This is a genomic window from Agromyces mediolanus, assembly GCF_044917495.1.
Classification (GTDB): domain Bacteria; phylum Actinomycetota; class Actinomycetes; order Actinomycetales; family Microbacteriaceae; genus Agromyces; species Agromyces mediolanus_B.
Genome location: NZ_JAVSSI010000003.1, coordinates 176,338 through 201,565, shown reverse-complemented (window position 1 = coordinate 201,565; position 25,228 = coordinate 176,338). Strand labels below are relative to the sequence as shown.

Below are 25,228 nucleotides of genomic sequence, written 5' to 3'. Positions count from 1 at the left end.
GTCCGCATGACGACGAGCGCGAACCCGGAGGCCGGGCATGGCTGAGGTGAGCTTCCGCTGCGGCCACGGCGGCGACCCCGAGCGGGGCGCCGTGCGCCTCTCCCGCGTGTGCCCGCTGTGCATGCTGATCGCCGAGACCCAGCGCTCGCGCGGCGAGCTGCTGCGCCGGGCGGCACCCCCGGAGCGCGCGCGGCTCGGACGCGAGACGCGCATCGGGGCCGAGTACGAGTGGCGGTGCGAGCGCGGGCACGACCGCTACCGGGCGACCGTGCGCGAACAGCTCACCGGCACCGCGTGCGCGAAGTGCCGGAGCAGCGCCGGAGCGCCCGCGGCCCGCCGAGAGGCCGGTGTCGCGTTCATGAACCCGGGCCTGCGCACCCGCACCTCGATGACGGAGCAGCGGCTCCGGGCCCTCCTCGGGGCGCGCATCCGGCTCCACCACCGGGTGAACGCCGTCCGGGTCGCGCGCACCTTCTTCGGGCGCAGCGAGGTCTGGCCCGACATCCTCGTGCCCCAGCTGCGCATCGCGATCGAGTACGACGACCCCGGGCGCTCGCGTCGCGCCCACCTGGGGCTGAAGGAGGCCTCCGACCGGGAGAAGGACGAGGCGCTCGCCGAGGTCGGCTGGGACGTCATCCGGGTCCGCGGCGGCGGGCTCGAGGCGCTCGGCCCGAACGACGTGGTGTGCCGCACCGTCGACGCCCGTGTGGCCGACGAGATCGTCGCCCGCATGGTGGGCCTCCGCGGTGCCGCCGCCGTCGACGCGCTCGCCGTGGCGGAGTCCGCGTGACGCGGGTGCAGGCACGGGTGCGGCCGTGGGTGCGGCCTGACGCGACCGCGGCCGCGGGCGCCGTCGCGGGCGCGGGCGCGGGGGTCATTCGCGCCGGCTCGTCCGATGAGCGATGCGGCGGGTGACCGGTGCCGATAGGGTGAACGCACTCCCGTTTCCCTGCCAGCCGAGAGGTTCCGCGACGTGCTGCTCCCCTTCCTCATCGTCGGAGGCGTCGGGCTCGCCCTCCTCCTCGTCTCGCTGATCCTCGGCGACATCCTCGACCACTTCGAGATCGGCGACGGCGCGATCTCCGGCACGGCCCTCGCCGTCGGTCTCGTGGTCTTCGGCGCTGCCGGCACGCTCACCGCGTCGCTCGGCCTCGAGCTCGTGTGGGCCTACGTGCTCGCCGCCGTGCTCGCGGTCGTCGCCTACCTGCTGAGCGTGCTCGTGGTGCGGAACCTCACCCGCAGCTCCGACGGCGCCCCGGTGTCGGCGCTCGGCCTCACCGGCGTCGCCCGCTCCGACATCTCCCCCGCGGGCGGCGAGGTCAGCCTCGACGGTCCCGGCGAGATCGAGCGCCGCCTCGCCTACTCCGAGCAGCCGATCGCCGAGGGCGCGCGAGTGCGCGTCGTCGAGCACGCGGGCAGCCGGGTCAAGGTCGTCGCCGACTGATCCGCCGGGCGAGCCGGCCTCGGCGCGCCCCACGAACTCCCCCAGGCGCCCGACGCGCCGACCCCCATCCCGAACCGAGAAGGAACCACATGCTCGACCCGACACTCATCCAGGTGATCGCGATCATCGCGCTCGTCATCGCCCTGCTCGGCCTGCTCGTCTTCATCGCCCGCCGCATCCGGCGCGTCCCGCCGAACGAGGCGCTCGTCATCGTCGGCCGCGGCGCCGGCCGCGCCTCGCCGGAGCAGGCGAGCGGCCAGCGCGTCGTGATCGGCGGCCGCACTTTCGTCTGGCCCATCCTGCAGCAGGGCTTCTCGATCTCCCTCGAACAGCGCCAGATCGGCATCACCGTCGAGGGCGTCGACAAGAACCGCATCAAGATCGCGATCAAGGCCTCCATCAACTTCAAGGTCTCCGGCAACGAGGACGGGGTCCGCCGCGCCGCGCAGCGCTTCCTCTCCCAGCAGCAGCTCCTCACCGAGATCATCAAGGAGTCGCTCGAGGGCTCGCTCCGCTCGATCGTCGGCGACATGACCATCGAGCAGATCATCTCCGACCGCAAGAGCCTCTCCGACCGCGTCGTCTCCGAGACGAAGACGGACCTCGTCGAGCAGGGCCTCCAGGTCGACCTGCTGAACATCTCGGACATCTCCACCCCGGGCAGCGACTACCTCGCGAACCTCGGCCGCGCCGAGGCGGCCCGGGCCCGCCAGGTCGCCGAGATCAGCGAGGCCGAGGCCGCGCGGGCGAGCGAGTTCGCCCGCATCGAGGCCGCCGAGCAGATCGCCGAGCGCCAGAAGGCGCTGAGCCTGCGCCAGGCCTCGATCAAGGCCGAGACCGACCGCGCGAACGCCGAGGCCGAGGCATCCGGCATGCTCGCGAAGGCCGAGCAGGACAAGCTCGTCGCGACGGAGGAGCGCTCGGCGCTCGCCGAGCAGGCGCTCGTCACCCAGGAGCGCCTCGACATCGATGTGCGCAAGCCCGCCGAGGCAGAGGCCTACGCCGAGGTGCAGCGGGCCAACGCGCAGCGCGACGCCGCCAACGCGGCGACCGAGGCCGACGCGTACAAGCGCACGAAGATCGCCGAGGCGAACAAGGTCGCGGCGGTGCAGGATGCCGAGGCCGCAGCGACCTCGGTGCGCTTCGCCGGTGAGGCCGAGCGCGACCGTCAGGTGGCGCTCGCCGCCGGTATCCGGGCCGACGGCGAGGCGAAGGCCGCGGCCATCCAGGCCGAGGGTCTCGCCGAAGCGGCAGCGACCGACGCCAAGGCGCAGGCGCTGAAGAAGTACGGCGAGGCCGCCCTCGCGCAGGAGATCATCTCCCGGCTCCCCGAGATCGTGCGGGCCGCCGCCGAGCCGATCTCGAATATCGACACGCTCACCGTCGTCTCGACCGACGGCGCGAGCGCGGTGACGAAGACCGTCGGCCAGGTGCTCGGCGAGGGCACCGAGGTCGTGAAGTCGCTCACCGGGCTCGACGTCTCGTCGATCCTCGCCGGCCTCGCCGGCGGCGCGGTCGTGAAGCAGGCCGAGGAGCCCGCCGCGGCGAAGTAGCGAGCCGCAGGCGCAGCGCGGGCTCCGGCGACGATCGTCGCCGGGGCCCGTTCGCGTCCGTCACGACCGCGCGGCTACGCCCAGCCGAGCTCCCCGAGCTTGGCGTCGTCGAGCCCGAAGTAGTGGCCGATCTCGTGCACGAGCGTGATGCGCACCCGGGCGCGGAGCGCGTCGAGGTCGGCGCTGTGCTCCTGCATGGTGTTGCGGAACAGCGTGATGCGGTCGGGCAGCTCGCCGAAGCCGTAGGTGCCGCGGGTCTTCAACGGGCGGCCGCTGTACAGACCATAGAGCCGAGGCCGCTCCCCCGGTGGCTGGTCCGCGACGAGGATGGCGACGTTCTCGAGGCCGCGCACCATCTCCTCGGGCAGCGAGTCGTAGACCTCGCCGACCATCCGCTCGAACTCGTCCTCGGAGATCTCGACCATGACTCGATTCTGCCCCGGCGCGGGCCGCAGGGCGAGCCGAGCGGCGCTGCGTGCGACGCATTGCCTCCCGCTGCACTCCGTAGGGCGGACGGGACTTGAACCCGTGACCGATGGATTATGAGTCCACTGCTCTGACCAGCTGAGCTACCGCCCCCTGCGCCGGTCAGTCCTCGCGGGCCGCCGACGCGGGATCGGTGGCCGGGTCGGCCACCGTCTCCCCACGATACAGACTCTCGAACGTCGTGAGCGTGCGCTGGATGTCGTGCGCCTCGATGAGGCGCATCGAGCCCTCCTTCAGACGCAGGAGCTCCTCGGGCTCGGCCTCGAGCACCGTGCGGAGCTTCGCCGCCAGGTCTTCGGGGTTCGACGGTTCGAAGAGGTAGCCGTTCTCGCCGTCGTGCACGAGGTGCGGGAGCGCCATCGCGTTCGCGGCGACGACGGGCAGGGCGGACGCCATGGCCTCCATCGTCACGATCGACTGCAGTTCGGCGATCGAGGGCATCGCGAGCACCGTCGCGCGATGGTAGGCGTCGCGGAGTTCCTCGTCGGTCACGCGTCCGGTGAACGTCACGCGGTCGCCGAGCCCGAGCTCCTCCGCGAGGTGCTGCAGGTTCTTCAGCTGGTCGCCGCCGCCGACGATCTCGATCTTCGCGTCGAGCTCGGCCGGCAGCAGGGTCGCGGCGCGCAGGAGCACGTCGATCTGCTTCTCGCCCGTCACCCGCCCGACGAAGAGGATGCGGTTCTCGGTGCGCGGCGCCCAGTTCGGCGAGTACTTGTGCGCGTCGATGCCGCAGGAGATCGCGTGGACGCCGCGGAGCCCGGTGTAGCGCTCGAGGAACTCGGCCGCCCGGCGGGTGGGCGTGGTCACGGACTCGGCGCGGCCGAAGGTGCGCCCGGCCGCCTTCCAGGCGAGGCCGACGGCCCAGACCTGCCACGCCTTCGGGATGAGCGTGAACTCGAGCATGTTCTCGGGCATGAAGTGGTTCGTGCCGACGAGGCGGATGCCGCGCTTCTCGGCCTCGATCGAGAGCCCGCGGCCCACCACGATGTGCGACTGGAAGTGCACGACGTCGGGCTGGACCTCGTCGAGGATGCGTGCGGAGTTGCGCTTGATGCGCCACGGCAGCGCGAATCGCAGCCAGTCGTGCGGGTACCAGCGCCAGCTGTAGAGCCGGTGCGCGACCATCTCCTGGCCCTCGTGGACCTCGTTCCAGGTGCCGTGCTTGCGGCTCGCGGCGGGTGCCACGACGTGCACCTCATGTCCGCGCTCGACCAGTCCGGCGGCGAGCCGCTCGGCGAAGCGGGCGGCACCGTTCACGTCGGGGGCGAAGGTGTCGGCTCCGATCAGGATGCGGAGCGGTCGCTTCGCGGCGGTGCCGAGCTCGGCGGGCGCCGGATCGGAAGAATCTGACACGTGGGAGGTTCCTCACAGTTCGAGCGTCGGGACGGTTCGTCCCCCTGGTGGGCGCGCGAGGGTCAGCGCGGCTGCAACCGACCTTAGTCTACGCATCCCGCGGCAGCCCGCCCGGCGCGCGCATGTCATCCGCGGGGATGACCTCGTCGGTCCTCGGGGCTCAGAGCTTCGTCTGCGGATGGTTCCGCGCGAGCATGAAGACGCCGAACACCGCGATCGCCCCGGCCAGGATGAACACCGGGATGGCCCAGATCGGCGCCTGCGATGCCTCCCCGAGCACGACGATGCCGATCGCGACGGCGACCATCGGGTCGACGACGGTGAGGCCCGCGATCACGAGGTCCGGCGGGCCGGACGCGTAGGCGTTCTGCACGAAGTACGCGCCGAGGCCGGTGGCCGCGAGCAGCGCCACCACGCAGAGGAGGGTGATCCACTCGAAGTCGCCCTGCTGGATGCGCCCGAGCACCACCTTCGCGAGCGTCGCGACGAAGCCGTACACGACGCCGGCCATGATGACGTAGAAGATCGCGCGCACCCGCTGGCGGAAGAGGAAGAACGCGAGCCCGGCGAGCACGAGCACGACGGCGAGGATCACGAGGATCGTGATGAGCTGCTGCTCGGTGACGGGCTTGTCGACGGCCGTGAAGGCGGCGACGCCGACGAAGAGGAACACGCCGCCGACACAGAGCGCGATCGCCGTGATCGCCTTGCGGTTCAGCTTCACGTGGTTCACCTTCGAGTTCACGATGGAGGTGATCACGAGGGCGATCGCGCCGAGCGGCTGCACCACGATGAGCGGGGCGAAGTAGAGGCTCGACAGCTGGAAGACGACCGCGAGGCCCAGCATGAGCGTGCCGAGCACCCAGGACGGGCGCGCGAGGAGCAGCGCGAGCTGCTTCAGGTTGAGTCCCTTGCCGAGGCTGTCGGTGGTGTGCGACTCGACCTTGACCACGCCGCGGTGCTGGAACTGCGCCCCGAGCGACAGGAACACGGCGCCCGCGAGCGCGAGCGGGATGCCGATGAACTGGTGCGGGTCGAGGGCGATCTGCTCGGTGAGTTCGCTCAGGTCCGGGTCCACGACCTCGACCCTACCTGCTCGTGCCTCGATATCCTTGCCGAATGGCCGTGCTCCCCATTCGAATCACCGGCGACCCGGTGCTGCACTCCCCCGCCCGTCCCGTCGAGGCGATCGACGACGAGATCCGCACCCTCGTGGCCGATCTCTTCGAGACGATGGACGCCGCCCCCGGGGTGGGGCTCGCCGCGCCGCAGGTCGGCGTCGACCTGCGGGTGTTCACCTACGGCTGGACGGATGAGGAGGGCACCCGCTGGCGCGGGGTCGCCATCAATCCGGAGCTCCTCGTCTCGCCGCCGCCGCCCGGCGAGCCCGACCTCGACGAGGAGTCCGAGGGCTGCCTCTCCTTCCCCGGCGAGCGGTTCGGGCTCCGTCGCGCCGAGCGTGCGGTGCTCCGCGCCACCGACCTCGACGGCGAGCGCTACGAGATCGACGCGCACGGCTGGCTGGCGCGCATCTTCCAGCACGAGTACGACCACCTCGACGGCGTCCTCTACACCGACCGGCTCTCCCACGCCGACCGCAAGATCGTCGCGAAGCTCACGAAGAAGCTCGGCTGGGGCCGTCCCGGCGTCTCCTGGATGCCGGGCGTCGACGACCTCGAGGGCTGAGCGCGCTCAGGTCGACGCGCTCAGGTGAAGGCGCGGATGGCCGCGGCGACCGCCGCCGCGGCCACGACGGCGACGATGAACGGCGCCCGGATGGCGTAGAGCGCCGCCGCGACGATGAGCGCGGGCACCCGCGCGTCGATCACGACCGCCTGGCCCGCGCCGAGCGTCTGCACGACGATGAGCGCCGCGAGGAGCGCGACCGTCAGGAGGTCGGCGATGCGCGCGGGGCGCTCGCGCTCGAGGAAGCCGACCGGCACGAGGTAGCCGCCGAGCTTCAGCGCGAGCGTCGCCGCGGAGGCGATCAGGATGAGGTGCCAGGTCGTCATGCGCGGCGCCTCCGATCGAAGAGGTCGAACCAGCCCACGACGAGGGCGACGACCGCCGCGATCAGCACGGGCAGCCCCGGCATGACGAACGGCATGACGACCGCCGCGACGACGGCGGCGCCGACGGCGACGGCGCCGGCCTGGAAGCGCTTCAACCGGGGCCAGAGCAGGCCGAGGAAGGCCGCTCCGGCCGCGGCATCCAGCCCCCAGGCCCTCGTGTCGCCCATGGCGTCGCCGATCAGGGCGCCCGCGAGGGTCGTCAGGTTCCAGCCGATGAACACGATCGCGCCGGTCAGCCAGAAGCCGAGGCGCGCGTTCTGCGGCAGCTTCTGGGCGAGGGCGACCGCCGTGGACTCGTCGATCGTGATCCACGCGGCGAAGACGTTCTTCGCCGGGCCGCCGCCGACGAGCGGCTTCATCCGCATGCCGTAGACGACGTTGCGGATGCCGAGCATCGCCGCGGTCGCGATGGCCGAGCCGCCCGCGGCCGCGCCGCCGGCGGCGAGGACGCCGACGAGGGCGAACTGCGAGCCCCCGGTGAACATCACCAGGCTGAGGAACACCGTCTGCCAGACGTCGAGGCCGGCCGCGACGGAGAGCGCGCCGAAGGAGATGCCGTAGATCGCGGTCGCGACGCCGACGGCGACGCTCTCGCGGATCGCGCGGCTGCGCTCGACCGCTCCGTCGACGACGTCGTCCGGCACGAGCTCCGCCGCGTCATCGCCGGCTGGGCGTTCCTCCACTGCACCTCCTCGCGCGCGTGCGCGCCGGTTCGCAGCATACCCCGGCGCCGGATGCCGTCCGGCTCAGGCGGCCGGCGCCCCGAACGTCAGCACCCGGGCGATGTCCTCGGCGGGGCGCTGCTCGCCCGCGAGCACCTCGAAGTCGAGGTGGTTCTGCTGCGGCACGACCGGGCAGGTGACGAAGTTCGTGAAGGCGCACGGCAGCGCATGCAGGTAGTTGAAGTCGATCACGTCGATGCGCTCGCCCGCCTCGTCGGCGAACTGCAGCTCCACGACCCGCCCCGCGCCGTAGGTGGTGCGTCCGCTCGTGAGATCGCGCAGATGGGCGACGGGCTGCACGCCGTGCGCCGTGTCCTTGCCGATCAGCGCGAGCTCGTACGTTCGAGCGTCGTGCTCGAACCGCAGCGTGCCGATCCGGGCCGTCGTCTCGCGGACGCCGGTCTCGACGGTCGGCTGCTCGACGTCCTCGCGCGCCGCCGGCGTGAAGCTCGCCGGGATCCGCCACGCGGGGTCGTAGTCGTAGGCGGTGAGGCCGGAGAGGTCGGTCTGCGCGGAGACCTGGGGGTCGCGCACGCGGATCGCGTACAGCGGGTCGCCGCCGTCGCTCGTGCGGACGATCGTCTCGACCTCGTTCCGGCCGAAGTACACCGCGGCGCTCCGTCCGTGCCCGTAGGTCTGATTGCGACCGGGGCGGATCTCCACGGGTCCCGACGGATACTCGCCGTCGATGGCCAGGTTCTCGCCCTCGGCCGGCGGCGTGTAGATGATCCGGCCCGCGTCGACCGACCAGCTCCCCGGCAGCAGCTCGAACGTCTCGTCGCGCGAGGCGTCGGTCAGCCAGTACTGCGCGACGAGCGCGGTCCAGCCGTAGGGCCGGCCGAGCTCGGCCACGCGCGCGTGGCGCCACTCGCGCCACTGTCCCTCGAGGTGTTCGATCGCTGGCATCGGGGTGGTTCCTTCTCTCGTGGTGGTGCGTGGTGTGCGTGGTGTGCGTCGTGCGCCCGGGCTCGGGCGGTCAGCTCGCGGCGGCGGCCGCGCGGTGGATGAACCCGCAGATCTGCTCGAACGAGTCGGCGCTCGCCCGGGCGTTGCCGCGCGGGGTGCCGCCGTTCGAGTAGTGCACTCCGGAGACCGGGTGCACGCGCTCGATGTCGGTGCTCGGCAGGTGCGGGAGGCCGATGCCGTGTCCGGCGTCCTCGTAGTCGAGGTGCAGCCGCTCGGCCCGGTGGCCGTGGCGCGCGAGCGTCGCGAAGACGATCCGGGATGCACCGCTCGAGGGCCAGGCGCGGTCGTCGAGGCCGGACACGCAGGCGACGGGGCCGGCGAAGCGCTCGATGGGGATCCGCGAGGCGAGCGCGAGCCGGCGGTCCCGCAGCCCGTCGACGTAGACGTCGGCGTGCCGTGTGGGCGGCGGCGCGTCGTTCCACGGCTGCCAGGCGACCTCGGCGTTGTCGTGCCAGAGGTGCTCCAGCGGCTCGCCGCGGAGCGTCCAGCTCGGTCCGTCCCAGCCCTCGGCGGGATCGGCCGCGCCCTGCGCGCCGAACACGTACGCACCCGGGACGAAGCCGGCGACGGCGAGGATCCGCTCGGGGAAGGTCGCGGCGAGCAGCAGCGACAGCTCGCCGCCGCGCGACTGCCCGGTGACGACGGGCGCGCCGCCCGCCGGATCGAGCTCGCGGCGCACGAGCTCGATCGCCCGCTCGAAGTACTCGAGCGGCGTGCGGGAGAGGAAGTCGGGCAGGCCCGGTCCGCGGAAGTAGCCGAGCGCGAGGGCCTGGATGCCGCGGGCCGCGTACTGCGCGGCGCGCGCCTCGTTGATTCCACCGCCGGACCCGTTCAGCACGATCGCGGTCGGGAACGGGCCCGAACCCGCGGGACGGAAGAGCGTGCCGACGAGCCCGTCGTGACGGAGCTCGCGGCGCTCGACGCCCGGGACGAGGAGCTGCTGCACGAGCTCGGCGTGCGCCTCGGCTCCGCCGGCGCCGGTCGCGCCGAGCTCCGGGATGCCGGTGCCCGGCTCCTCCCGCGCGTGCAGGCGAGTCACGAGCTCCGCACCGACGTCGAGCGGCTCGGCGGAGCCGGTCGTCCCGGGCTCCCGCCGCTGCGCCCAGCAGAGGCCCATGGCGTCGGCCGTGCGGAAGTCTCCCGAGACGGGGGCGTCCCGGTCGAGGTCGATCCGGCCGGAGGCGTCGGCGAGGTAGCTGGCCTGCGCGGCCCAGTCTCCGCCGGCGCGCCTCGTCGTCCCCCGGATGGTCACGAGCGCACCGGGCGCCGCCCCGCTCACCACGATCGTGCGGCGCTGCCAGAGGGGCGCCACCCGCGGATCCACCCGGAGCTCGAGGGCGGCGCTCATCGCGCACCGCCCGGGGCATCCGCGTCGGCCTCGAGCCAGGCCGCGGTCGATCCGTCGACGGCGACCCGGCCGGCGAGCAGCGCCGTGCGGGACGGCAGCGCGTCGAAGCGGGCGGGCAGGTGGCCGCCCGCGGCCCGCCACTCCTCGGCGAGCCGCGCCGTGCCGGCGGCGACGTCCATGCCGCCGATCGCGGCGGCGTCCACCGCGATCAGCAGCGCGCCGCGCGTGCCGTCGGCCGCGCCGCGGCCGCCGGTGGCGACCCCGGCCAGGAGCTCCACGACGAGGCCGGTGAGTGAACCGAGCAGCGTCGGCGGCACGAGTGCGGCGAGGCGGGAGGCATCCGTCGTCGGCGTCCCCTCGGCGTCGATCCCGAGCCCGTCGGCGAGCGGAGCACCGTGCTCCCGATGGCGGCGCAGGGTCGCCATCGTCGCCGGCGCGGTCGCGTAGTCGACGACGAGGGGCGGGCCACCGTCGCGCGGGACCGCGATCGCGAGCGGATTCGTGCCGACGACGGCGGCAGTGCCGCCCCACGGGGCGACGATCGGCGGGGCCTGCGCCGCGAGGAGCGCGACGAGGCCCTGCTCCGCCAGCTCGCGCCCGGCGAGTCCGAGCACGCCGAGCGCCCCCGCAGCGCGGATCCCGACGATCGCCGAGCCGTGCGCGCGCGCCCGCTCCGCGGCGGCGCGGGTCGCCCGGGCGAGGGCCAGGATGCCCGGGCGCCCCGTCGCGTCGACCGTCGCCGCCGTGAGCGCCGACGGCTCCGCGCTGACCTCGTCGGCCGCGTCCGGGGTCGCCGCGGTCACCGGCGCGAGTCGCTCGAGATCCCGGCGGAGCATCCCGATACCGAAGTCCGGCAGCCCGAGCAGCTCGGCCTCGACGAGCCAGCGCGCCGCCCGATCGAGCTCGGCGGGCGCCGCGTCCGGTGCGGCGCGGCGCAGGCGCTCGCGGACGAGGAGCTGCGCGGCCTCCGCCTCGAGGTGGTGCGTCATCCCGGCCCCGCTCAGTACTTCACCCACGGCACGAGCTTCCGCTCGAGGTACCCCTCGAGTGCGGTCGCCGCGTAGCCGAGCGCCGAGATCGTCACGATGCCGACGTACATCTTCGAGACCGCGAACGTCGACCACGAGCTCCAGATGAGGTACCCGAGTCCGCTCTGCGCGCCCACGAACTCCGACGCGGCGATGATCACGAAGGCGCCGCCGGTCGCGAGCTTGATCCCCGTGAAGATCGACGGCAGCGCGTACGGCAGCGACACGGTGAGCCGGCGCTGGATGCGCGAGGCGCCGTTCGCCCGCGCGACGTCGTCGAAGAGCGGCGGAGTCTGCATGACCCCGCTCATCGTGTTGAAGAAGAGGTAGAAGAACACGCCGATCGCGACGATGACGTACTTGCTCGTCTCGCCGAGGCCGAAGATGAGGAGCAGCAGCGGGTAGATCGCGACCTTCGGGATCGGCAGGAGGCTCGAGAACACGGGCTCCAGCAGCAGGCGCACCGAGCGCACCGAGCCGAGGAGGAGACCGAGCAGCACGCCGGGGATCGCGCCCAGGACGAAACCGACGGCGATCCGCGAGAGGGTCATCAGGATGTCCGTGACGAGCTGCCCGGAGACGAGCAGGGTCACGAAGGTCTCGACGATCGCCGTCGGCGCCGGGAAGAAGCGCGCGTCGAGGATGCCGAGGCGGCTGAGCGCCTCCCAGACGACGAGCAGCAGGATCGGCGTGTACGGGCCGATGCGACGGATCCAGGGCGATCCCCGCTCGGCCGCGACGGCGGCGGCGAGACGCTCCCGGATCTCCGCCCGGTCGGCGTCGGTGACGGGGACCGCGGCGGCGGCCGGGGCGCCCGCCGGATCGGCGGTCGTGGTCGACTCGGTGCTCACTGCGGCACCACCTCCTCCGCCGCGGCATCCCCCTCGAGCAGGTTCCACAGCTGGTACGTGATCTCGCCGTAGCGCGGGTCGCGGCGCAGCTCGATGATGTCGCGCGGCCGGCCGAAGGGGATGTCGACCTCGGCGATGATGCGGCCGGGGCGGTGCGACATGACCACGACCCGGTCGGCGAGCGTCAGGGCCTCGTCGACGCTGTGGGTGATGAAGAGCACCGACTTCTCCGTCTGCTCCCAGATGCGGAGCAGCTCCTGCTGGAGCGCGACCCGGGTCTGCTCGTCGAGCGCGCCGAAGGGCTCGTCCATCAGCAGCACGCTGCCGTCGTCGGCGAGCGCTCGGGCGACCGAGGTGCGCTGCCGCATGCCGCCCGAGATCTGCGACGGGTAGTAGCGCGCGAACTCGGTGAGCCCGACGAGGTCGAGGAGCTCGGCCACCCGCTCGCGCCGCTTCGCCCGGGGGACCCGGCGCAGGCGCAGCGGGTAGGCGACGTTCTCCTCGACCGTGAGCCAGGGGAACACGCCGTGCTCCTGGAACACCACGGACGGCCGGCTCTGCGTCTCCACGGTGCCGAGACTCGGCTTCTCGAGCCCGGCCGCGATGCGGAGCAGCGTGCTCTTCCCGCAGCCCGACGGGCCGAGCACGCAGACGAACTCCCGCTCGCCGACCTCGAGCGAGACATCCTCGAGGGCGACGAGCACCTCCTCGCGGTCCTCGGCGCTCGGGTAGGCCTTCCAGAGCCCCTGGACGGAGATGCCGCTCAATTGGAGGCGGCCGCCGACGAGGCCTCGGCCGAGGCCTCCTCCAGCAGGTCGGCGCGGAACACCTGCTCGATGCCGGAGTCGCCCTGGAATTCGAGTGCACCGCGGTCGCGGAAGAAGGCCTCCTGACGGGCGACGTCCTTCCAGTCGATCGCGCCCTCGGGGTCCTGCACGGTGAGGCCGATCGAGGTCAGCGTCTCGACGGGGAGATCGGTGTACTGGGCGATGATCTCCTGGTCGGCGGCGTCCTGCCAGCCGCCGTCCGCGAGCTCCTGCACGGCCTTCAGGTACGCGGAGGTGAACGCCACGACCGCGGCCGGGTGCTTCTCGACGTAGTCGGTGTTGAAGACGAGGGCGCCGAGCTCGACGCCCGCCTGGTAGTCGACGTCGAGGATCTCGTGGCCGAGGCCCTGCGCGATGACCGCGGAGGAGATGGGCTCGATCGACCAGGTGGCGTCGATGGAGCCGTTCGCGAGCGCCGGCGGGATGTCGCCGGGGCTGAGGTTCACGAGCTCGACGTCGTCGAGGGAGAGGCCCGCCGACTCGAGGGCGAGGTGCACGGAGTAGATGCCGAAGCCGCCGTCGCCGGGGATGCCGATCTTCTTGCCCTTGAGCTGCTCGGCCTCGGTGATGCCCGACTGCTCGGAGGCGAGGAGGGGCGAGGGGTTCTTGCCCGACTCGGGGATGCGCGAGACGCTCGCGATGACCGAGAGGGAGGCGCCGGCCTTCGTCGCGTTGAAGAGCCCGGCGCCCCAGGTCGCACCGCCGGCGACGATGTTGCCGGTGGAGACCTGCTGGTACGTCTCCCCCGAGCTGCCGCTTTTCGAGATGAGCTCCACCTCGACGCCCGCGTCCTCGAAGTAGCCCTTCTCCTCGGCGAGGAAGAACGGCGCGTAGTCGGCGTAGGGCGAGTAGAGGAAGGTGATCTTCGGCGCGTCCTCGGCGGTCTCGCTCGCCGGTTCTCCCCCGCCCGCGCTGCACGCGGTGAGGAGGGCGGCGCTGGCGAGGAGGGCGATGCCTCCGACGAGACGGCTGCGGGTGCGCATGTGGAGCTCCTGGGGTTCGGGGGGACCGCGGGCGGGGGCCCGACGGCGAACCGCCCCAGCGGGGCGGACCCGGCGCGTGGAGCGGACACTCAGGAATGTACCGATCGCACGGCCGCCCCGCTGGCGGGCTCGTCACATTGGGTCACGCGCCGGAACGTTCCTTCAGCGACGGCCCGGCGCCCGAACCGCGCGGCGCCCGAGCCGCGCGGCACGCCTCGCGCGGACGAGCGGCGCGCAGGAAGCCCGGCGCCTCAGCTCTCGGTGAGCTGGCAGACCAGGTCGGCGACCCAGCCGTACTCGTAGTCGTCGTTCCCGAAGACGACCGGCGTCGCGTCGTAGGCGATCACGTCGCGGAGCTCGATCGTCTCCATCCGTTCCGGTTCGAGGGCGGTCGGGTCGTTCGAGAAGCCGAGCCGCACGAGCACGCTGCCGCAGTCCGCCTCGGTGAAGACCGCGCTCTGCCAGCACCCCTCGACGTAGCTCGCCGGGCAGAGCGCGCCGTAGCGCCCGTCGCCGTAGTTCTCGAGCGCCGCCGGGAAGGTGTACAGGGTCTCGCCGGACTGGAGCCGGTCGACCGGATCGATCTCCGGCCCCGCCCACGACGTCGCTTCCGAGTCCGCGAGCACCACCGCGAGCTCCTCGCCGAAGGTCGCGGCGGCGATGCCGACGGGCACCGAGAGCACCAGGAAGAGCGCGGCGGCGCCACCGGCGATCGCCGCGATCGCGCCCCCGCCCACCCCGTGCGCCGGGCGGCTCGGCGGCGTCGGTGGCGTCCACTCCGTCGGCGGCACCGCTCCGGGCGGTGGGAAGTACGGGTCCATCCCGCGATCCTATGACCCCGGGGGCGCCCCGCGCCCTCACCCGAGCGCGGGGCACGCCGGAGTCAGAGCACCTTCGAGAGGAAGGCCTTCGTACGTCCGTGCCGGGGCGCGACGAGCACCTCGTGCGGGGTGCCGTGCTCGACGACGACGCCGCCGTCCATGAAGGTGACGGTGTCCGCGACCTCACGGGCGAATCCCATCTCGTGGGTCACGACGATCATCGTCATGCCGCTCTCCGCGAGCGACTTCATCACGTCGAGCACCTCGCCGACGAGCTCGGGGTCGAGCGCGGAGGTCGGCTCGTCGAAGAGCATGAGGTCCGGCTTCATCGCGAGCGCCCGGGCGATCGCGACGCGCTGCTGCTGCCCGCCGGAGAGCTCGCGCGGGTAGGCATCCGCCTTGTCCGCGAGCCCGACCCGTTCGAGGAGCTCGAGCGCGCTCTGCCGCGCCTCGGCGCGCCCGGCGCGCTTCACGAACACCGGCGCGCAGGTGATGTTCTCGAGCGCCGTCATGTGCGGGAAGAGGTTGAAGCGCTGGAACACCATCCCGATGTTCTCGCGCTGCGCCGCCGCCTCCGCGGGCCGGAGCTCGTGCAGCCGATCGCCCTGCTCCCGGTAGCCGATGATCGTGCCGTCCACCTCGATGCGCCCGGAGTCGATCGACTCGAGGTGGTTGATGCAGCGGAGGAACGTCGACTTGCCGGAGCCCGAGGGCCCGAGCAGGCAGCTCACCTCGCCCCGCCGCACCTCGAGGTCGATGCCCTTCAGCACGTGCGTGTCGCCGAACGACTTGTGGACGTCCTGGGCGCTGACCTTGATCTCGGTCATCGACCGTCTCCTTCCGAGGTTCCGGTGCCGCCGGCGCGCGCCGCGGCGTCGCCCGCTGCCGGGGCCGGCGCACCGGGCCCGAGGGGGGCCGCCGCCTCGGCGACGCGCCTCCGCCGCTTCGACGGCGCGGCGTGCCCGAGCTGACCGCGCGAGAAGTGCTTCTCGAGCCGGCTCTGGCCGACCATCATGATCGAGGTGAAGAAGAGGTACCAGACCGAGGCGACGAGCAGCAGCGGGATGGGGTTCAGCGTCGCCGCCGAGATGTCCCGCGTGCGCGTGTACAGGTCCCAGCTGAACGGCACCGCGGTCACGAGCGAGGTGGTCTTCAGCATCGAGATCACCTCGTTGCCGGTCGGCGGGATGATGACGCGCATCGCCTGCGGGATGACGACCTTCCGCATCGTGAGCCACCAGCCCATGCCGAGCGCGGAGGCGGCCTCGGTCTGCCCCGGGTCGATCGAGAGGAGCCCTGCCCGCACGATCTCCGCCATGTAGGCGGCCTCGTTCAGCGCGAGGCCGAGCACGGCGATCCAGAACAGCGGGATCACGTCGACGGTCTCGAGGACCACCCACGGCTCCATGAACGGCAGCCCGAGGTTGATCGTCTGGTAGATCGAGCTCAGGAGCCCCCAGAACACCAGCTGGACGTACACGGGGGTGCCCCGGAAGAACCAGATGACGCCCCAGGCGATCGCGCGGAGCACCGGATTGTCGGTCTCGCGCATCACGGCGAGCACGATGCCGACGATCACGGCGCCGAGCATCGCGAGGAAGGTGAGCGCCAGGGTCACGCCCGCAGCCTGGATGACGCGGACGTCGAACAGGTAGAGCGCGAAGGCGGGCCAGTCGTAGGCCTCCCGCTGCGCCGCGTCGATGACGAACGCGAGCAGCAGGAAGATGAGCGCGAACGCGAGCAGGTTCCGCCACGGATGCCGGAGCGGCACCGCCTGGATCGGCTTCGGTCGCGCCACCGGGACGGCGCGGGTGATCTCGGTCACGACGGGACTACTCCGTGCCGGCGTTCACGGTGATCGCGTCGAGCCGACCCGCCTCGACGCCCCAGAACTCGAGGATCTGGTCGTAGGTGCCGTCGTCGTGCAGCTCCTGCATCGCCGCGGCGAAGGCCGCCACGAGCTCATCGTTGCCCTTCTTGAAGGGGGCGCCCGCGGGGAGCGTCTCGTAGATCTCCGAGCCGACGAGCTTGTCGCCGCTGTTCTTCACCGCGTAGCTCACGACGGGCGAGTCGGCGACGAACGCGAAGGCGCGCCCGAGGGTGACGGCGGCGACCATCTCGTCGGTCGTGTCGTAGCCCATGATCTCGATCGTGCCCTTGCCCTCGGCGACGCAGCGCTTCTCCACCTCGGGGAGGTAGTAGAGCGGCGCAGACCCGCCGTTCGGCACGGAGATCTTCTGCCCGCAGATGTCGAGCTCGTCGCTGATCGGGTTCTCCTTCAGCGAGCCGAACTGGTTGCCGGCGAGGAAGAAGTCGACCATGTCGAAGTTCTCCTGGCGCTTCACGGTGTCGTAGTAGCCCGCGATGCCCGAGTCGTACTTGCCGAGCTCGATCTTCGGGATGATGTTCTCGAACTTCGAGATCTGGTTGTCGGGCTCGAGCCCGAGCTTCACGATCGCCGCGTTCATGAGGTCGACCTCCCACCCGATGGGGTTCCCGGCGTCGTCCTTGAACTCGTTGGGCGGGTAGGTCGCGTCGACCGCGAGCACGAAGGTGCCGCGCTCGGCGATGTCGACCGGCAGCAGCTTCGCGGCGGCGTCGCTCTTCTCGATCGTCGAGAGGTCGACCGCCGTGTTCGCGGACTCCGCGGCGCCCTCGGCCGCCTGCTGCTCGGCGTCGGCGGCTGCGGTGCATCCGCTCATGGCCAGCACGGTGAGGGCGGCCGCGGCGATGAGGCTCTTCTTCATTTCGGTTCCTTCGGTTGGGGGATGGATCGGGCGATGGATGGTGGGGCGGGATGCCGCTCAGGCGGGAACGACGTCGGCGGCGTGCACGAGCGCCCCGTCGACGTAGACCTGCGCGGCGCGGGTGAGGTGGATCTCCTGCGGCGGCGCCGCGAACGGGTCGCGGTCGGCGACGACGAGGTCGGCGAGCTGGCCGGGCGCCACGCGCCCGAGCTCCTCGGCCCGGCCGTTCGCCTCGATGCCGCCGAGCGTGTAGGCGCGGAGCGCGACGTCGAGGGCGAGGCGCTCCTCCTCGAGGAAGACCCGCTCGCTGTAGTCGGGGTGGTCGGCGGGCACCTGGCGGTTCACGGCGACGTGGATGCCGAGCCACGGGTCGGCGGAGGTGACGGGCCAGTCGGAGCCGCCGCAGAGGTGGCTGCCGGCGCGGTGCAGGGAGCCGAAGGGGTACTGGTGGCGCACGCGCTCCTCGCCGAGGAACGGCACGGTCAGCTCGACCATCTGGGGGTCGTAGCTCGCCCAGAGCGGCTGCATGTCGGCGGACGCGTTCAGGGCGGCGAAGCGCGGGACGTCGGCGGGGTTGATGATCTGGATGTGCGCGAGCAGGTGCATCGTCGTCGACGCCTCGCCGTTCGCGCGCCGGGCGGCCTCGATCGCGTCGAGGGCGCCGCGGACGGCCTGGTCGCCGAGCGCGTGGAAGTGTACCTGGAAGCCGAGCCGGTCGAGCTCGGTGACGTACTCCGGCAGCTTCGCCGGGTCGACGAAGGCGATGCCCGCGTTGTCGCTGTGCCGGCACTCCTGGCCGGGGACGAGGTAGGGCTCGATCATCGCGGCCGTCTGGTTCTCGGCGACGCCGTCCTGCATGATCTTCACCGTGTCGGCGCGGAAGCGGCCGCCGGCGACGGCGGCGCGCTTCTCGAGGAAGGCGGGGATCTGCTCGAGGCCGCGCGAGCGCTCCCACCAGAGCGCGCCGTTCACCCGGGCGATCAGCTCGCCGCGCTCCTCGGCCTGCCGGTACACGTCGTAGAAGAGCGGGCTGTGGTTGCCGTACTGCCCGATGAGCGCGTCCTGCCAGCTCGTGATGCCGTACTCGACGAGCTTCCGCTGCCCGACGCGGAAGCCGGCGTACATCTCCTCGAAGCTCGGTTCGGGCGCGTGCTTCAGCGCGAGCATGCGTGCGCCCTCGTGGAGCGTGCCCGTGGGCTCCCCCGCGGCGTCGCGCTCGATGCGACCGTCGGCGGGATCGGGCGTGTCGCGGTCGATGCCGCATCGGCGGAGGGCCTCGGCGTTCACCCAGGCGCTGTGGTGGTCGCGGTTCGAGAGGATGATCGGGCGGTCGTCGCAGATCGCGTCGAGGTCCGCGCCGAGCGGGGCGCCGCCGGGGAAGGCCGCCTGCTGCCAGCCCGCACCGATGATCCACTCGACGTCGGGGTTCCGCTCGACGTAGCTGCGGACGAGCTCCAGGTAGTCCTCACGGGTGTAGCCGTCGGAGAGGTCGCAGCCGAGCATCTCCATACCCGCCTCGACGGGGTGCACGTGCGCGTCGTTCATGCCGGGGTGGAGGAGGCGGCCGTCGAGGTCGACCACCTCGGTGTCCGGTCCGATCGCCTCGAGCACCTCCTCGCCCACGAGCGCGATGCGGCCGTTCACGACGCCGACGTGCGTCGGCCCGGCGTGGTAGCGCTCCCCGTCGAACAGCGCGCCGTTCGTGAACGCGAGATCGAGTGCGTCGGTCAACCCTGACTCCTTGGTACTCTGACAACCGTTGGCATTCCGACGAACTTAATCGTTTAAGGAATGACGGGTAGCCTATTGTCGGGCACCAGGCTTGTCAAAGCGCGCGACGACGCGCCTCCGGCTTCGCGCCCCCACTTCGACGACGGCACACCCCGGAAGGCAGGCGTGGGAACGACACTCAAGGACCTCGCGACGCACCTCGGCATCTCGGCCGCGGCCGTGTCGATGGCGCTGAACGGCAAGCCCGGCGTCTCGGACCAGACGCGCGACGAGGTCCGGCGGGCCGCCGACGAGCTCGGCTACCGCCCGAATCGCACCGGGCAGGCGCTCCGGCTGAACCGCACCAACACGATCGGCGTGTACTTCCCCTCGACCGTGATGGAGTACTCGCTCTACTTCGCCGAGATCATGCGCGGCGTCGTCGCCGGCCTCGCCGACACGGAGCTGTCGCCCCTGCTCCTGCCCTCGGCCGGGGAGACCGGCAACGTGCGCGACTTCCCCGACGTCGACGGCGTCGTCGTGGTCGAGCCGCACGCCGACGACCTCGGCATGTTCGAGCTCCTCCGGAGCGACCGGCCGACCGTCTGCATCGACCCGCCGCCGGCATCCGCCGCACCGCCGTGGGGCATCGTGGAGGCGGACGCCCCGGCGGCGACCGTCGACAGCCTGAGCCACATCGTCGCGCGCGGCGCCGCGCGACCCGGCCTGCTCTCGATCGAGTCCGTCTCCGAGTGGAGCCGCACGATCGACGCGAGCTACCGGGACTGGTGCCGCGCCCGCGGCATCGCCCCCGCCGTCATCGCCATCACCGCCCGCCAGAGCAACGAGGAGATCCTCGAGCTGCTCGAGCGCGAGCTCGCCGCCGAACCGCCGTGCGACGGGCTCTTCGTCTCCGGCGACGCCGTCGCCCCGCGCATCGCGGGTCTGCTCCGGACGATCGGCCGCGCCCCCGAGGACGGCTTCCCGCTCGTCTCCGGCGTCGACAGCACGATGATGGAGTTCCACACGCCGCCGATCACCGCGATCGATCTGAATCCGTACGGCTACGGCATGCACGCCGCACGGATGATGGCGACCCTGCTGGAGGAGGCGTCGCGTCCGGCGGAGCCGCGCGTCGAGAAGCTCCCGGCCCCGCTCGTCGTCCGCGGCACCTGACGTCATCCCGCGGTTCGGCGCCCACCGCCGGCGGACGACCGCGCGGCCATCGGCTCCGGGTGCCGGGCGCGAGCGAGCGCCGTGCCCTCCCGGATGATCGGGGGATGCAGCCGGAAGGGGCACGGCGGGCCGGTGAACGGCCCTGCGGGGCGGTGTCGGCCACCCCGCCACCCGCTCCGCAGCGTAGTCCTTTCAGCCCGCCGCCGACACGGGCGAATGCCACTCGTCCGCGCAGGCGCTCACGCCCGCCGGGCGCCCGTGCACGGCGGAAGGCGGCCTTCGGCACCCGGGCGAAGAAAAACGGCCCGGCCTCCGAAGAGACCGGGCCGCAGGTGCTCCCCCACTTGGACTCGAACCAAGAACCTATCGGTTAACAGCCGATTGCTCTGCCAATTGAGCTATGGAGGATCGCTTGTTCAGCGACGACTACTCTAGCAAAACCCCGCCCACTCTCCCAATCCGAGCGAAGCTCGCCACTCAGTAGCCGTGCTCGAGGTCGATCCGCCCGACGAACCGTCCGTCGCCGAGGAAGGCGCGCACGTTCTCGGCGACCCGCTCCGCGTAGAGCGGCGCAGTCATCTCCTCCGTATCGGCGACGTGCGGGGTGACGAGGCAGTGCTCGATCGCCCACAGCGGATGCCCCGCGGGCAGCGGCTCCGGATCGGTGACGTCGAGCCCGGCGCCGCCGAGCCGGCCGTCCTCGAGGGCGGCGACGAGCGCCTCCGTCTCGATGACCGCGCCGCGCCCGACGTTCACGACGATCGCTCCGGGCGCGAGCGCGGCGAGCACTCCGGCATCCACGATCCCGCGGGTGTCCTCCGTGAGCGCCGCCGCGACGAACAGGAGCTCGGCGCCCGACACCGCCTCGGCCAGCCGATCGACCGTCACGGTCCGCTCGGCCCCCGGAACCGCCCCTGGACGACGGCGCACGACCGTCGCGCGCACGCGGAACGGTTCGAGGAGCCGCAGCAGCTCGACTGCGACGCCGCCCGCACCGAGGACGACCACTTCCGCGCCGTAGAGGCTCCGGCCGCGTTCGTCGGGTTGCCACGTGGTCGCCGCGGCGCGCCGAGGCAGCTCGCGCAGGAGCGCGAGGGCGAGCGCGAGCGCGTGCTCCGCGACCGGCTGCGCGTACGCGCCCTTGCCGCTCGTCCACGTGCGGCCGTCGCCGCGCGCCTCGCCGAGGAGGCCCGCGAAGGCGTCCACGCCGGCCCACGGCAGCTGCACCCAGCCGATCCCGCGCCGCTCCCGGAGCACGGCCGCGAGTTCGGCGGCGCCGTCGTTCGCGGTCCAGACGATCCCACGCGTCTCGTCGCCGAGCGGTGCGAGCACGCCCCCGGCCGACTCGACGGCCGCCACGAGTTCCGCCGAGGCATCCGGGAGCACCGCGATCGGGCCGGGCACGGGACGCGCCGCAGCCGCGTCGGGCCCGCTCGTGGCGTCGAGCGGCGCCGCATCGGCGGCGCCCCGGACCGAGCGGTGCCGCGCTCCCCCGTCGTGCCCGCTCATGCGAGGCCCGTCATGCGAGCGGCGAGTCGAGGTCCTCGATGACCGCGTGGCCGCCGTCGAGGGCGCCCGCGAGCGCCTTCACGTACGGATGGCGCGGGTCCGAGAGCACCTCGTCGATCGTGCCGAGCGCGACGAGCGCCCCGTGGTCGAGCACCGCGATCCGATCGGCGATGCGCCGGAGCACCGGCAGATCGTGCGTGATCACGATCGCCGAGAACGTGCGGCTCTGCCGGAGCTCGTTCACGAGCTGCGCCACCGAGTCGCGCACCGTGAGATCGATGCCCGCCGTCGGCTCGTCGGCGATCAGCAGGCGCGGGTCGAGGACGAGCGCCTGCGCGAGGGCGACGCGCTGGCGCTGCCCGGCGGAGAGCTCGTACGGGTACTTGTCGAGGAAGCCGAGCGGCAGCCGGACCGCGTCGACCATCGTCGCGACCCGCGTCGCGAGCGCCCGGGCGTTGTAGTGGTGGTCGCGCTCCAGGATCGGCTCGGCGACGATCTCGCGCACCGAGCGGTCGGCGGGCAGCGCGTCCGCGGCGCCCTGCGCCAGATACCCGACGTGCAGCGAGAACGCGCCCTGCTTGCGCCGCGGGAGCTTGCGCAGACCGTGCCCGAGCACCGTGGCGTCGCCACCGGTGATCACCGGCTGCCCGTCACCGGCGCGCGGGTCGAGGAACGACCCCGACAGCACCCGCGCGAGCGTCGACTTGCCGCTCCCGGCGCTGCCGAGCAGGCCCAGCACCTCCCCCGGCGCGAGCTGCAGCGAGAGCCCGTGCAGGGCCACGTGCGCGGGGCTCGGGCCCTTCGCCGGGTACTCGACCGACAGATCGCTCAGAACGACGGGCTTCGTGTGGGCCGCGTTGCGCATGCTCACCCGGCCTCCCGGAGGCGACGGAGCTCGGCGCGGCGCGCCGCCTGCTCCACCGGGTCGGGGACGGGCAGGGAGGCCAGCAGGCGCTTCGTGTACGGGTCGCTCGGCGCGCCGAGCACCTCGGCACCGGTCCCCTCCTCGACGAGCTCGCCGTGGTAGAGCACGGCGATGCGATCGGCGAGCAGGTCGACGACGGCGAGGTCGTGGCTGATGAACAGCGAGGCGAAGCCGAACTCCCGCTGCAGCTCGCGGAACAGCTCGAGCACCCGCGCCTGCACGGACACGTCGAGGGCGCTCGTCGGCTCGTCGGCGATCAGCAGCTCCGGCTCGAGCGCGAGCGAGCGGGCGAGGCTCGCCCGCTGACGCTGCCCGCCGGAGAGCTCGTGCGGGTACCGATCGCCGTACGCGCGCGGCAGCTGCACCGCCTCGAGCAGCTCGTCGACCCGGGCGCGGGCGTCGGCGGCATCCGCTGCCCGCCCGTGGATGACGAGCGGCTCGGCGACGCACTCGGCGATGGTGAGCAGCGGGTTGAAGCTCGACGCCGGGTCCTGGAAGACGAAGCCGATCCGGCTGCGGCTCGGGCGGAACTCCCGCTCGCGGATGCCGTTCATCTCGTGACCGAGCACCTGCAGGGAGCCGCCGGTCACCTTCGTGAGGCCCGCGATGGCGCGGCCGATGGTGGTCTTGCCCGAGCCCGATTCGCCGACGAGGCCGAGCACCTCCCCCGGGCGGATGACGAGATCCACCCCGTCGACCGCGCGGAAGCCCGGACGGCCGAACCGGCCCGGGTAGACGATCTCGAGCCCGCGCGCCTCGACGACGGGCGTCGCGCCCGCCCAGCCCTCCGCGCGGGCCGCGACGCGCTCGGCGGCGCTCGCCGTGCCGTGCCCGACGTGCGGGACCGCGGCGAGCAGCGCCTTCGTGTAGTCGGCCTTCGGCGCGGCGAACAGTTCCCGCACGCCCGCCTGCTCGACGAGCTCGCCCTGGTACATCACGGCGACCCGGTCGGCGAGATCGGCGACGACGCCCATGTTGTGGGTGATGAGCACGATCGCCGTGCCGAACTCGTCGCGGCAACGACGCAGCAGGTCGAGGATCTCGGCCTGCACCGTCACGTCGAGCGCCGTCGTGGGCTCGTCGGCGACGATGAGCCCCGGGTCGAGCACGAGCGCCATCGCGATCACGATGCGCTGCTTCTGCCCGCCCGAGAACTGGTGCGGGAAGTGGTCGACGCGGGTCTCAGGGTCGGGGATGCCGACGCGGCCGAGCATCTCGATCGCCTTCGCCCGCGCCTCCTTCTTCGAGACGCCGCCGTGCGCCCGAAGGCCCTCCATGATCTGCCAGCCCACGGTGTACACCGGATTCAGCGCCGTGGAGGGCTCCTGGAAGACCATCGCCACGTCGGTGCCGCGGATCTCCCGCAGCTGCTGCTTCCCGAGCGAGATGACGTCGCGCTCGCGCGTGCCCTCCCGGTTCGAGAGCAGGACCGCGCCGCTCGTGGTGGCCGTCTCGGGCAGGAGCCCGAGGATCGTCTTCGCGGTGACGGTCTTGCCGCTGCCGGACTCGCCGACGATGGCGAGCACCTCGCCGCGCGCGACCTCCAGCGACACGTCGTCGACGGCCTTCACCGCTCCGGCGTCGGTGGCGAAGGACACGCCCAGGTGCTTGATCTCGACGACCGCGCTCATCGCTTGACCTCGATTCCGTGTTCGTCGAACGTTTCGCCGTTCTCGAGGCCGCCGAGGCCTCCGGGTCCGGCCGAGAGGGTGCCGCCGGGGACGACGGAGGTCTCCGCCACCTCGCCGGCGGCCTGAGCGACCCGGCGCCGGCCGCGCAGCCGCGGGTCGGCCAGGTCGTTCAGGCTCTCGCCGACGAGCGTGATGCCGAGCACCGCGAGCACGATGGCGAGACCCGGGTAGAGCGAGGTCCACCAGATGCCGCTCGTGACGTCGGAGAGCGCCTTGTTGAGGTCGTAGCCCCACTCCGCGGCCGCCGTCGGCTCGATGCCGAAGCCGAGGAAGCCGAGGCCCGCGAGGGTCAGGATCGCCTCGGAGGAGTTCAGCGTGAAGATGAGCGGCAGGGTGCGGGTGGCGTTGCGCAGCACGTGGCGGAACATGATCCGGCCGTTCGAGGCGCCGAGTACCTTCGCCGACTCCACGTAGGCCTCCGCCTTGATCCGCACGGTCTCCGCGCGGATCACCCGGAAGTACTGCGGGATGAACACCACGGTGATGGAGAGCGCCGCGGCGAGGATGCCGCCCCAGAGGCTCGACTGACCACCGGAGATCATGATCGACAGCGCGATCGCGAGCAGCAGCGAGGGGAACGCGTAGATCGCGTCGCAGACGACGACGAGCACCCGGTCGAACCAGCCGCCGAAGTATCCGGAGACGAGTCCGAGGAGCACGCCCGCGATGATCGAGGCGATGACAGCGACGATGATCACGAGGAGCGCGGTCTGCGCGCCCCAGATCACCCGGGACAGCACGTCGTAGCCGCCGACGGTGGTGCCGAACGGGTGCTCCGCCGAGGGGGCCTGCTGGCTGCCGAACGCGCCGTCGGCGCCGCGCAGCTGGGCGAAGCCGTACGGCGCGAGGAGCGGCGCGAAGATCGCCGTGAGCACGAAGATGCCCGTGATCACGAGGCCGGCGACGAGCATGCCGCGCTGGAGGCCGACGCTCTGGCGCAGCTGGTGCACGACGGGGAGCCGGTCGCGGAGGCGCCGCTTCGGCGCGGCGACGGGCGTGGCGGTGGTGGCGGTCAT

At 72.4% G+C, this 25,228-nt stretch carries 25 protein-coding genes and 2 tRNA genes; 5 read left to right on the top strand and 22 right to left on the bottom strand.

The genetic code is table 11. From position 1 onward, the window contains the following. Positions 1–37: 37 nt before the first annotated feature. The 3 genes from ROT00_RS06265 (at position 38) to ROT00_RS06255 (ending at position 2,997) form a co-directional block, all read left to right on the top strand. Positions 38–790, top strand: a complete 753-nt coding sequence (locus tag ROT00_RS06265; protein ID WP_404773231.1) for a hypothetical protein — start codon at positions 38–40, stop codon at positions 788–790. Between the two features lie 183 nt (positions 791–973). Further along, a complete protein-coding gene (locus ROT00_RS06260) occupies positions 974–1,444 on the top strand; it encodes an NfeD family protein (RefSeq protein WP_404773229.1) in 471 nt (156 codons plus the stop codon). An 89-nt stretch (positions 1,445–1,533) separates the two neighbouring features. Next, on the top strand, positions 1,534–2,997 hold the full coding sequence (locus ROT00_RS06255) for a flotillin family protein (RefSeq protein ID WP_404773228.1): 1,464 nt from the start codon (positions 1,534–1,536) through the stop codon (positions 2,995–2,997). A 74-nt stretch (positions 2,998–3,071) separates the two neighbouring features. Here ROT00_RS06255 and ROT00_RS06250 read toward each other — a convergent pair whose 3' ends face one another. From ROT00_RS06250 to ROT00_RS06235, 4 genes are all read right to left on the bottom strand, one after another. Then, positions 3,072–3,422, bottom strand: coding sequence for a metallopeptidase family protein (locus ROT00_RS06250; RefSeq protein ID WP_404773226.1), 351 nt, complete (start codon positions 3,420–3,422; stop codon positions 3,072–3,074). A gap of 80 nt (positions 3,423–3,502) precedes the next feature. Beyond that, a tRNA-Ile gene (locus tag ROT00_RS06245) sits at positions 3,503–3,576 on the bottom strand. A gap of 9 nt (positions 3,577–3,585) precedes the next feature. Next, entirely contained in the window at positions 3,586–4,836 is a 1,251-nt protein-coding gene (locus ROT00_RS06240; protein ID WP_404773224.1) for a glycosyltransferase, read from the bottom strand. A 160-nt stretch (positions 4,837–4,996) separates the two neighbouring features. Further along, positions 4,997–5,914: a DMT family transporter gene (locus ROT00_RS06235; protein ID WP_404773223.1), complete on the bottom strand. Its 918-nt coding sequence runs from the start codon at positions 5,912–5,914 to the stop codon at positions 4,997–4,999. Between the two features lie 41 nt (positions 5,915–5,955). On the opposite strand from ROT00_RS06235, the gene def reads away from it, so the two are divergent. Further along, complete coding sequence (def, locus tag ROT00_RS06230) at positions 5,956–6,522, top strand: peptide deformylase (protein ID WP_404773221.1); 567 nt, start codon at positions 5,956–5,958, stop codon at positions 6,520–6,522. 20 nt (positions 6,523–6,542) lie between these two features. Here def and ROT00_RS06225 read toward each other — a convergent pair whose 3' ends face one another. The 13 genes from ROT00_RS06225 to ROT00_RS06165 form a co-directional block, all read right to left on the bottom strand. After that, positions 6,543–6,848, bottom strand: coding sequence for an AzlD domain-containing protein (locus ROT00_RS06225; protein WP_404773219.1), 306 nt, complete (start codon positions 6,846–6,848; stop codon positions 6,543–6,545). Continuing rightward, on the bottom strand, positions 6,845–7,552 hold the full coding sequence (locus ROT00_RS06220) for an AzlC family ABC transporter permease (protein WP_404773502.1): 708 nt from the start codon (positions 7,550–7,552) through the stop codon (positions 6,845–6,847). The genes ROT00_RS06225 and ROT00_RS06220 overlap by 4 nt, the downstream gene beginning before the upstream one ends. A 102-nt stretch (positions 7,553–7,654) precedes the next feature. Next, positions 7,655–8,536, bottom strand: coding sequence for a DUF1684 domain-containing protein (locus ROT00_RS06215; protein WP_404773218.1), 882 nt, complete (start codon positions 8,534–8,536; stop codon positions 7,655–7,657). Between the two features lie 70 nt (positions 8,537–8,606). Then, the gene (locus ROT00_RS06210; protein ID WP_404773216.1) at positions 8,607–9,944 is read right to left on the bottom strand and encodes an acyl-CoA thioester hydrolase/BAAT C-terminal domain-containing protein; all 1,338 of its coding nucleotides are present in this window, start codon (positions 9,942–9,944) and stop codon (positions 8,607–8,609) included. Further along, the gene (locus tag ROT00_RS06205) at positions 9,941–10,933 is read right to left on the bottom strand and encodes an Ldh family oxidoreductase (protein ID WP_404773214.1); all 993 of its coding nucleotides are present in this window, start codon (positions 10,931–10,933) and stop codon (positions 9,941–9,943) included. The genes ROT00_RS06210 and ROT00_RS06205 overlap by 4 nt, the downstream gene beginning before the upstream one ends. 11 nt (positions 10,934–10,944) lie before the next feature. Next, entirely contained in the window at positions 10,945–11,823 is an 879-nt protein-coding gene (locus ROT00_RS06200) for an ABC transporter permease (protein WP_404773212.1), read from the bottom strand. Then, entirely contained in the window at positions 11,820–12,590 is a 771-nt protein-coding gene (locus ROT00_RS06195; protein ID WP_404773211.1) for an ABC transporter ATP-binding protein, read from the bottom strand. The genes ROT00_RS06200 and ROT00_RS06195 overlap by 4 nt, the downstream gene beginning before the upstream one ends. After that, positions 12,587–13,633, bottom strand: a complete 1,047-nt coding sequence (locus ROT00_RS06190; RefSeq protein WP_404773209.1) for an ABC transporter substrate-binding protein — start codon at positions 13,631–13,633, stop codon at positions 12,587–12,589. Before ROT00_RS06190 ends, ROT00_RS06195 begins: the two co-directional genes overlap by 4 nt. Positions 13,634–13,884: 251 nt before the next feature. Next, on the bottom strand, positions 13,885–14,454 hold the full coding sequence (locus ROT00_RS06185) for a hypothetical protein (RefSeq protein WP_404773208.1): 570 nt from the start codon (positions 14,452–14,454) through the stop codon (positions 13,885–13,887). 62 nt (positions 14,455–14,516) lie between these two features. Continuing rightward, positions 14,517–15,281: an amino acid ABC transporter ATP-binding protein gene (locus ROT00_RS06180; protein WP_404773206.1), complete on the bottom strand. Its 765-nt coding sequence runs from the start codon at positions 15,279–15,281 to the stop codon at positions 14,517–14,519. Next, positions 15,278–16,279, bottom strand: coding sequence for an amino acid ABC transporter permease (locus tag ROT00_RS06175; protein WP_404773204.1), 1,002 nt, complete (start codon positions 16,277–16,279; stop codon positions 15,278–15,280). The genes ROT00_RS06180 and ROT00_RS06175 overlap by 4 nt, the downstream gene beginning before the upstream one ends. Positions 16,280–16,286: 7 nt before the next feature. Beyond that, a complete protein-coding gene (locus tag ROT00_RS06170) occupies positions 16,287–17,201 on the bottom strand; it encodes an ABC transporter substrate-binding protein (RefSeq protein WP_404773202.1) in 915 nt (304 codons plus the stop codon). A 57-nt stretch (positions 17,202–17,258) separates the two neighbouring features. Continuing rightward, positions 17,259–18,932 carry an amidohydrolase gene (locus ROT00_RS06165; RefSeq protein ID WP_404773201.1) on the bottom strand — a complete coding sequence of 558 codons (1,674 nt, stop codon included), beginning with the start codon at positions 18,930–18,932 and terminating at the stop codon, positions 17,259–17,261. 165 nt (positions 18,933–19,097) lie between these two features. Between ROT00_RS06165 and ROT00_RS06160 the strand changes: the two genes are divergently transcribed. Beyond that, on the top strand, positions 19,098–20,087 hold the full coding sequence (locus ROT00_RS06160) for a LacI family DNA-binding transcriptional regulator (protein ID WP_404773199.1): 990 nt from the start codon (positions 19,098–19,100) through the stop codon (positions 20,085–20,087). 335 nt (positions 20,088–20,422) lie between these two features. On the opposite strand, the gene ROT00_RS06155 is transcribed toward ROT00_RS06160, so the two are convergent. The 5 genes from ROT00_RS06155 to ROT00_RS06135 all read right to left on the bottom strand — a co-directional run bounded on the left by ROT00_RS06155 (position 20,423) and on the right by ROT00_RS06135 (position 25,228). Continuing rightward, positions 20,423–20,495, bottom strand: a tRNA-Asn gene (locus ROT00_RS06155). A 69-nt stretch (positions 20,496–20,564) separates the two neighbouring features. After that, positions 20,565–21,596 (bottom strand): NAD(P)-dependent oxidoreductase, encoded by a 1,032-nt coding sequence (locus ROT00_RS06150; RefSeq protein WP_404773198.1) that lies wholly within the window; start codon positions 21,594–21,596, stop codon positions 20,565–20,567. A gap of 10 nt (positions 21,597–21,606) precedes the next feature. Beyond that, entirely contained in the window at positions 21,607–22,461 is an 855-nt protein-coding gene (locus ROT00_RS06145) for an ATP-binding cassette domain-containing protein (RefSeq protein WP_404773500.1), read from the bottom strand. Between the two features lie 2 nt (positions 22,462–22,463). Further along, a complete protein-coding gene (locus tag ROT00_RS06140) occupies positions 22,464–24,152 on the bottom strand; it encodes an ABC transporter ATP-binding protein (RefSeq protein WP_404773196.1) in 1,689 nt (562 codons plus the stop codon). Beyond that, positions 24,149–25,228 carry an ABC transporter permease gene (locus ROT00_RS06135; RefSeq protein ID WP_404773195.1) on the bottom strand — a complete coding sequence of 360 codons (1,080 nt, stop codon included), beginning with the start codon at positions 25,226–25,228 and terminating at the stop codon, positions 24,149–24,151. The genes ROT00_RS06140 and ROT00_RS06135 overlap by 4 nt, the downstream gene beginning before the upstream one ends.

What these genes read in the sequence shown, in the direction of transcription:
- ROT00_RS06265 (WP_404773231.1), top strand. Translation starts at nt 38, where the DNA reads ATGGCTGAGGTGAGCTTCCGCTGCGGCCACGGCGGCGACCCCGAGCGG.
- ROT00_RS06255 (WP_404773228.1), top strand. Translation starts at nt 1,534, where the DNA reads ATGCTCGACCCGACACTCATCCAGGTGATCGCGATCATCGCGCTCGTC.
- ROT00_RS06250 (WP_404773226.1), bottom strand. Translation starts at nt 3,422, where the DNA reads ATGGTCGAGATCTCCGAGGACGAGTTCGAGCGGATGGTCGGCGAGGTC.
- def (WP_404773221.1), top strand. Translation starts at nt 5,956, where the DNA reads ATGGCCGTGCTCCCCATTCGAATCACCGGCGACCCGGTGCTGCACTCC.
- ROT00_RS06225 (WP_404773219.1), bottom strand. Translation starts at nt 6,848, where the DNA reads ATGACGACCTGGCACCTCATCCTGATCGCCTCCGCGGCGACGCTCGCG.
- ROT00_RS06215 (WP_404773218.1), bottom strand. Translation starts at nt 8,536, where the DNA reads ATGCCAGCGATCGAACACCTCGAGGGACAGTGGCGCGAGTGGCGCCAC.
- ROT00_RS06210 (WP_404773216.1), bottom strand. Translation starts at nt 9,944, where the DNA reads ATGAGCGCCGCCCTCGAGCTCCGGGTGGATCCGCGGGTGGCGCCCCTC.
- ROT00_RS06205 (WP_404773214.1), bottom strand. Translation starts at nt 10,933, where the DNA reads ATGACGCACCACCTCGAGGCGGAGGCCGCGCAGCTCCTCGTCCGCGAG.
- ROT00_RS06190 (WP_404773209.1), bottom strand. Translation starts at nt 13,633, where the DNA reads ATGCGCACCCGCAGCCGTCTCGTCGGAGGCATCGCCCTCCTCGCCAGC.
- ROT00_RS06185 (WP_404773208.1), bottom strand. Translation starts at nt 14,454, where the DNA reads ATGGACCCGTACTTCCCACCGCCCGGAGCGGTGCCGCCGACGGAGTGG.
- ROT00_RS06180 (WP_404773206.1), bottom strand. Translation starts at nt 15,281, where the DNA reads ATGACCGAGATCAAGGTCAGCGCCCAGGACGTCCACAAGTCGTTCGGC.
- ROT00_RS06170 (WP_404773202.1), bottom strand. Translation starts at nt 17,201, where the DNA reads ATGAAGAAGAGCCTCATCGCCGCGGCCGCCCTCACCGTGCTGGCCATG.
- ROT00_RS06150 (WP_404773198.1), bottom strand. Translation starts at nt 21,596, where the DNA reads ATGAGCGGGCACGACGGGGGAGCGCGGCACCGCTCGGTCCGGGGCGCC.
- ROT00_RS06145 (WP_404773500.1), bottom strand. Translation starts at nt 22,461, where the DNA reads ATGCGCAACGCGGCCCACACGAAGCCCGTCGTTCTGAGCGATCTGTCG.
- ROT00_RS06140 (WP_404773196.1), bottom strand. Translation starts at nt 24,152, where the DNA reads ATGAGCGCGGTCGTCGAGATCAAGCACCTGGGCGTGTCCTTCGCCACC.
- ROT00_RS06135 (WP_404773195.1), bottom strand. Translation starts at nt 25,228, where the DNA reads ATGACCGCCACCACCGCCACGCCCGTCGCCGCGCCGAAGCGGCGCCTC.